This window comes from Photorhabdus heterorhabditis (genome assembly GCF_018448905.1).
Classification (GTDB): Bacteria; Pseudomonadota; Gammaproteobacteria; order Enterobacterales; family Enterobacteriaceae; genus Photorhabdus; species Photorhabdus heterorhabditis.
Genome location: NZ_RCWA01000073.1, coordinates 1 through 6,949 on the forward strand (window position 1 = coordinate 1; position 6,949 = coordinate 6,949).

6 protein-coding genes and 1 pseudogene are annotated in these 6,949 nt (G+C 40.7%); 1 reads left to right on the top strand and 6 read right to left on the bottom strand.

Translation table 11 applies throughout. The annotated features are described in order from the left end of the window. Positions 1-361: 361 nt before the first annotated feature. The gene (locus tag EAE89_RS22015; protein WP_054481377.1) at positions 362-1,048 is read right to left on the bottom strand and encodes a helix-turn-helix transcriptional regulator; all 687 of its coding nucleotides are present in this window, start codon (positions 1,046-1,048) and stop codon (positions 362-364) included. Between the two features lie 32 nt (positions 1,049-1,080). Next, positions 1,081-1,770: a PAS domain-containing protein gene (locus tag EAE89_RS22020; protein WP_054481380.1), complete on the bottom strand. Its 690-nt coding sequence runs from the start codon at positions 1,768-1,770 to the stop codon at positions 1,081-1,083. Between the two features lie 644 nt (positions 1,771-2,414). Here EAE89_RS22020 and EAE89_RS22025 point away from each other — a divergent pair. Further along, positions 2,415-2,642 carry a helix-turn-helix domain-containing protein gene (locus EAE89_RS22025; RefSeq protein WP_054481382.1) on the top strand — a complete coding sequence of 76 codons (228 nt, stop codon included), beginning with the start codon at positions 2,415-2,417 and terminating at the stop codon, positions 2,640-2,642. A gap of 244 nt (positions 2,643-2,886) precedes the next feature. On the opposite strand, the gene EAE89_RS22030 is transcribed toward EAE89_RS22025, so the two are convergent. The 4 genes and pseudogenes from EAE89_RS22030 to EAE89_RS22045 form a co-directional block, all read right to left on the bottom strand. Then, the gene (locus EAE89_RS22030; RefSeq protein WP_054481383.1) at positions 2,887-4,065 is read right to left on the bottom strand and encodes a MalY/PatB family protein; all 1,179 of its coding nucleotides are present in this window, start codon (positions 4,063-4,065) and stop codon (positions 2,887-2,889) included. Further along, a complete protein-coding gene (nhaC, locus tag EAE89_RS22035; protein WP_214086581.1) occupies positions 4,052-5,506 on the bottom strand; it encodes a Na+/H+ antiporter NhaC in 1,455 nt (484 codons plus the stop codon). The genes EAE89_RS22030 and nhaC overlap by 14 nt, the downstream gene beginning before the upstream one ends. 162 nt (positions 5,507-5,668) lie before the next feature. Beyond that, positions 5,669-6,673: a LacI family DNA-binding transcriptional regulator gene (locus EAE89_RS22040; RefSeq protein ID WP_054481387.1), complete on the bottom strand. Its 1,005-nt coding sequence runs from the start codon at positions 6,671-6,673 to the stop codon at positions 5,669-5,671. A 162-nt stretch (positions 6,674-6,835) separates the two neighbouring features. Continuing rightward, positions 6,836-6,949, bottom strand: a pseudogene (locus tag EAE89_RS22045) (IS5/IS1182 family transposase); the annotation flags it as partial.

Here is a 6,949-nt window from a genome sequence, read left to right on the forward strand (position 1 = left end):
GCTTTTCCTGATTGATCCTGACAATGGATATGAAAGGAATGCTTGCCAAGATCGATGCCAATCAATGCGATAGTGTTCATGATGGTGGCCTCTTAAATAAAAAATAAATCACACGCTGTCAATATATTGCTAACAGGGTGAGGGCGGCCATCTCATTAGTGCGGGGCATTTATGTAGCAAAGCAGCTAAAGAAGCCACTTTAACGTATAAGTATTCATGGGCCGATAATGGGTAATAGTCCGGTTGAATTGCCCACTTTACCGCTAAATAACTCAAGTGCCCCAGACTTTTTTATGCTCTCGCATTGTGTTGATAATCTGAGGCGGTATCGTATAGTTCTTCATAAAAAAGCCGTGATAATTTAAAGAAACATGCTGCTTTCTGGGCACACAAACCTTTCTGGTACATAGAGATCAAAATCATTAAGGCGACAGTATTCTTCCAATTGTTGAGCAGACCGAATACCAACCTTTCTGTATATTTGTGCCGTATAGTGTTCAACAGTACGATAGGAAATATTTAATATTCTGCCAATTTGTTTACTGGTATATTTATGTAAAGAGAGAAAAATGACATCCCATTCTCGTGGAGTAAATAAACGAGTCGGTGGTTGAAATATAATAGATGCAGGGAGTTTTCCATAAAATAGACGGGTTAATGAGAAATCCTGGGCTTCCCGTCCATGGAAAATGACGCCGACACATTCGTTTTCATCATTATATAGCGGGTATTTTTCACAAAAATGAGATGATAAAAATTTATCTTTGCCATACATATGTGTTTCAAGCGAACATACTGTTGCTTCGCTCTTCATTACACGTTGATCATGAAGAACAAATTCCTTTGCAAACTCAGCGCCATCCCAAGGAAGTTCATAATCATACCTCCCTTCGTAATCAAATGAATCTGGAAGATTTTCAAGATGTTTAAGTGCTAGATTGCCATAAATAAAGCATGAATTTTTATCTTTGATCCCCCAGGGTTCATTACTTTGCTGCATTGTATTAATGATCTGAAGTGAAATATCAATATTATTAATTTTTTTCATAATCGAATCCTATTTTTCAGTTAATAATGAGCCTATAATTCTTTGTTACCAACAGTGACAAATCTTTCAGGGACATAGAGATCAAGTTTATGTTCTTTACAGAAATCCTTTAATTTTATATGGAATGACAAATTGAATTTTTGGTAAATTGACTGAATATGATTAACAACATCCTCTGTATTCATCATTAATGCTTCGCTGATACTTTCTTCATCCATTGAACGCAGAGTTAAAAAGAGCACTTCCCACTCAGTTTGCGTCAGTATGTCGTTAGGCGGAATGAATTCCAGCGTCGCCGGAGAGGTTCTTTCATAGTAGTAAGCTGTAGAAAAGTTTTGAGGTTTGTACATATGAAAAGTGATCCCAATACAATTACTATTTTCATCATAAAGTGGATATTTATCACAGAGATAAACTTGTTTAACTTTATGTTCTCCAAATGGGTAAGTTTCCATTGAAGTGACTCGTTGCATAGTCTGAATAACTTTTTGATCCTGGCGGCAAGATTCTTCTTCATATTCTGCCATAAGTGAAGGTAATTCACCTGTAGTCAGCCCTGCAATATCGAAATCTTCAGGTAAGTTAAGCAGTTGATAAAAAGCGGGATTGGCATAGATAAACCTTGATTGCAGATCTTTAGCTCCCCAAGGTTCATGACTTTTTTCCCACATATGAATTAATTGCGGAGTGATATTATTTGGTTTGTTCTTCATATTTAACATTGTAACTCCTTAATTATTATTAAGTTTATTATCTGAATGAATTGTTTTCTGGTGATACATAAAATAACTTAACTATATAATATTGATATTGCAAATAGATCATCGTCATTATCTGACGTGTAAAGTGAGATATCGATATAATGCGTCTCAGTTTCTACGACAGGCGGCACATCTCCGCGTCCACGTAATATTGACATTGAGGCATTCACTGATTGAGTCTATGTACTTGGTGTTGTTGATTTTCCCCCAAAAAACTTCGAAATATAACCACTTTGCACGCCGATCCGTTAGTTGGTGTCATTTTTCGTAACTGAAGAGCTTCTTTAAGACGTTCGTTAAAGTATTTCATACCCTTTCAACATTTCTAAAAGGAACTAAACTTTTTAAACATTCTCGTATCCGTGAAAGAACATTTCTGAACAATTAAAGTTTATTTATGACCTTTTTGTCGTTAGACATAACATTTTCTTATTCGGAGAATGTTTGGCTGTACTTGGCGGGATTTAACGTCTTAGCACCGCTATTTTTTTGTATTCCGCATCAGTGCGGACTCAGGGAAAAATGTAACAGCATAAAAATTTCAATCTGAAGAGAATATGAATATAGCACCTTGAACAACTAAACTGAGAAGAGGAGAAGAAGGAATGGTGGTAAAAAACGACTGGCACCCAGCGGATATTATTGCAGCACTTAAAAAACGGGGAACATCGTTGGCGGCGGTTTCAAGAGAAGCAGGGCTTGCATCATCTACTTTATCAAATGTTTTACACCGCCCATGGCCCAAGGGAGAGCGGATTATTGCTACCATTTTAAATTGTGAGCCTTGTGAAATATGGCCGAGCAGATATTTTAAACATGAACTTCTGATATAAAAATCAATGGGAAGAAACTTATTACTGGAAAATTTTCTTGTGGAAATCCCCAGGTACGATAATAGAATTAAAACAGGGCTATTAACGCCCTGTTTTGTCATCGTGCTCTAGTTAAAATATATATATCAGTCCCAATTAAGCATGTTTGTCATAGTGAACTCTTTTCTGTATTAATGGGTTGGTCTTTTATATTTTATTGATATTCCTCCCTATATTTCTGTAATTTCGCAAACATCCTTTTATCTTATAGTGTCAACTGCGCTAAACCGGTAATTGCCTTTTTAAGATATTCACGAGGGCAACCTAAATTTATCCGAATAAATCCTTTTCCCCTATCGCCAAAATTCCGTCCGATTGAAGCGGCTATTTTAGCTTTTTGTAGCAAGGCCAACTGGAGAGCATCATCATCCAGACCTAAACCGCGACAATCCAACCAGGCCAGATATGTACCTTCCGCTTTGATCATTCGGCACAAAGGAACGGCAGACGTTAAAGCCTGCTCGAACCAGCAACGGTTTTCCGCCATGTAATGCTGTAATTCATCAAGCCATACATCCCCATGTTGATATGCGGCTGTGGCCGCAGTCATTGATAGCGCGTTGAATACATCTAGTCCATGCGCATTCAACCGCTCAATAAAGGCACGTCGAAGTTCGGGATTGGGAATGAGAAAATTTGATATGCGGAGTGATGAAAGTCCAAATGTTTTACTTGTTGAGGTCGCGGCAATGATATTGTTATGCCATTCATTCCCCAAATGCAGTATTGAGGTGAATTTTCCCCAAGGCAAAATTAAATCAGCCCAAATTTCATCGGAAATTACAGTCGTACCGTATCTTTTGCAGAGTATCAATATTTGGAGTAATTCGTCATGATTCCAGCATCTACCCGTAGGGTTATGCGGGTTACATAACAAGAGCAGAGGCGGTCTGTGTTGCTCCAACATCTGTTCCAGATGATCATAATCAATTTCATAACTTTGCAAACTTTCAAGAAGCGGGTTTTCAATCATCACCCTGTCGTTCATGGTAATAATTTTGGCGAATGAAGCATAATAGGGCCCTTGTACAACAACACCTTCTCCCGGTTTACTCAGCATCTGTATCAGTAAAGCCAGCCCAGGTATGACACCTTCTATTGAAGTGAACCAGTCGCGGTATAAGGTCAATTTATGGCGTCTCGAAAACCAGTCTATTGCCGCTTGGTAATAGTGATCGTTGCGTTCGCTATAACCGAAAATGCCGTGGTCAACTCGGGTGTGTAGTGCTTGCTGAATTTCTTCCTGGCATTGGAAATCGAAATCAGACACCCACATTGGAAGCAGGTCAGTCTTATCTAAGTGCAAGTCACGCCCTAAAAAGTCCCACTTAACAGAGCCCGTATTATGGCGATCGATTATCTGATTGAAATCAGGCGGTTTCATGTTGAATTTCCTTATTCTTCTGGGACTTTTTTGGTGTAACTCTTGCGATACCAAAACCGGTAAAGCCATAAATAAGAGCCAAGAAGACGGCAGCATAGCACTGGATAGCCCAGGGCAGTAGCTCAAGCGTACTGACACCCAATGTAGTTGCCATATAAATGCCGGCAGCCGTCCAAGGGATCAACGGTTCTATGACGGTACAGCCATCTTCTATTGTCCGTGACAGATTTTTATTATCCAGTCCCATACGACAATAAGCCCCTTTGAACAGCTCCGCCGGGATGAGGAGACCCAACTTTCCGTTGCAGGTGGCACCCGTTACCAGAATAGTTGTTGCCAAGGTTGCAATGATAAGTTGCCCTGTTGTATGAACAACTTGTAAAAGCTGGTTAATGATGACGGTCAGGGCGCCAGTAAGTGCTAAAGCACCGGCGAACGCGAATGCACAAAATGCAAGCAGGATGGTACTCATCATCGAAAACATGCCACCACGATTGAGCAGACGGGGAACATCGCTAACGACTCCAGTGATGTTGTGTCCCTGATCAGAGAACATAGAGAGATTGAAACCGTCTATCAACGCATTAAGGCCCTGTTTAAGGGTGAGTCCTTGGAGACCTATGCCGATCGCAATAGCCAATGCACATGCGGCCAGCATAACGGGTATCACCGGACGTTTTGTTATTGCGCCCCACAAAACCAGTACCGGCGGAAAAATCAGTAATAAATTAAAGTGATAGAGGTTTTCAAGGGATTGAACGATGTCTGTGACTTTTTCAGGTGTTGCGATGCTACCTACCGAGCTGGTATGACCAGCGATAAGATAAACAATCGCCGCTAAAATAAAGCTTGGGATAGTGGTATACATCAGGTGTTGGATATGGCTGTAAAGATCGGTGTCGGCGACGATGGCGGCGAAGTTAGTTGAATCAGATAAAGGTGAAATTTTATCGCCGAAATATGCACCTGAAACAACTGCACCTGCGGCGGCAGCCAAAGGCACATCAAGACCTGCCGCTACCCCCATTAGGGCAACACCCACCGTTCCGGCTGCACCCCACGATGTTCCAGTGCAGACTGAGATAACGCTCGTGATAAAGAAGGCGGCAATGAGTATATATTGCGGGCTAATCAGTTTTAATCCCCAGTAAACCATATAAGGTATGGTTCCGCTGATCATCCAGGTTCCGATGAGTCCCCCTACGCAAATCAGTATCATGATTACCGGCATCGCTTTAGCCAGCTTTGCCACAATAGCCTCGATAATGTCATTCCAGCGATAACCTTGCCAATATGCTAAGGTAGCTGCTATTCCTGCTGATATGAGCAATAGGGATTCGATGCGTAAATTCAGTTGACCGTATCCAATAACCAACAATAAGAGCATTGCTGCAATTGGCAGTATAGCAAGTCCCAAATTAAGCTTTTTCTTGTCATCCATATTTTAAAACTCCAGTTCCAGATGAATTGTTGAAACAGAATAGAATAATGAATTTATTTTGAATGCGATGTGACAGATGTTACTTGTTCATATAATTGATTTCATGAGATATGAAATATGATCTGTATATCATTTTACTCTTATGTTTATGTGTGATGCTTTTTATTTCTCTATCAGAAAAACGGAATCTCTGATGACAAGTTCGGCTGAGAACATATTCATTTGTGGAACCACTTCTTTTTTGGCATTGAGTTGTAACGCCAGATTAGCAGCCCTCTGAGCCATTCGTTCTATTGGGTTGTGTACAGTAGTTAAAGATGGATAGAGATATCGGGCCGGAGCAATATCATCAAACCCAACAATCGACAGTTGTTCCGGTAATTTGATTTTCCGTTGATGTAGGGATCGCATCATACCGGCAGCCATAACGTCATTAAATGTTACCGCCGCAGTAAAGCCGATACCGCTGTCTAAAAGCTTTTCTGTCGCCAGTTCCCCACCTTTTTCGTTGAATGGAACGCTAATAATCCACTCGCCAGGTACTGTGATACCCGCATTAGTCATTGCAGCATGATATCCCTCCAGGCGGAGCCTTCTATTATCAATCGGTAGATCTGCTGTTACACAAGCAATTTTTCGATGACCGTTTTGCAGAAGATAGTGAGTAGCAGCCTGAGAAGCACTGACATTATCTAACCAAATGCACCTGTTGGCGATGGCAGGGAAATATCGATTGATAATCACCAATCCTGGTGTATGCGCTGCATAACGTAATACATCTATGTCACTCATTCGGCTGATATGCGCTACTATCGCTTCGCACCCTTGATTGATTAAAAAATCTAAGGCAGACTTCTCAAGTTCAGCTTGATATCCTCCACTACAAACCATCAATTTTACCCCTTTTTTCCTGGCAATTTTTTCAACCCCACGTGCCAAAAGGGAAAAAAAAGGATCAGCTAGATTACCAGTGAGTAAACCCAACATATTCCCGCATCGTTTTGCCAGGGCAAGTGCAGCAAAATTACGGTGATAATTGAGTTCGCGCATGGCTTTTTCTACACGTTCACGGGTGCCTGGTTCGACGTAAGCCGTGTTGTTGATAACGCGGCTTACAGTGGCTACGGATACCCCAGCTTGATATGCTACATCTTTCATAGTGGTCATGCTCTTTCCTCAGCAATCATGTAAAATAAATCATATCCCAATGAATAGAATAAGAGCGGTTGGGAGTATGAATTGGATTCTCAATATACCGACGATAAAGATCTTAACAACCCAATCTACGATCTAGCTTTGAAAATGAGTTATGAAGCTAGGTAGTGTCCCTTAATTATATAATCTCCGGCAAAAGAGTCGAATACAGCCTAATTTCACCATCGACAGATAGTTTCGTGCTGTTTTTTCATAGCGTGTTGCAATACGTCGATTACCTTTCAAAAA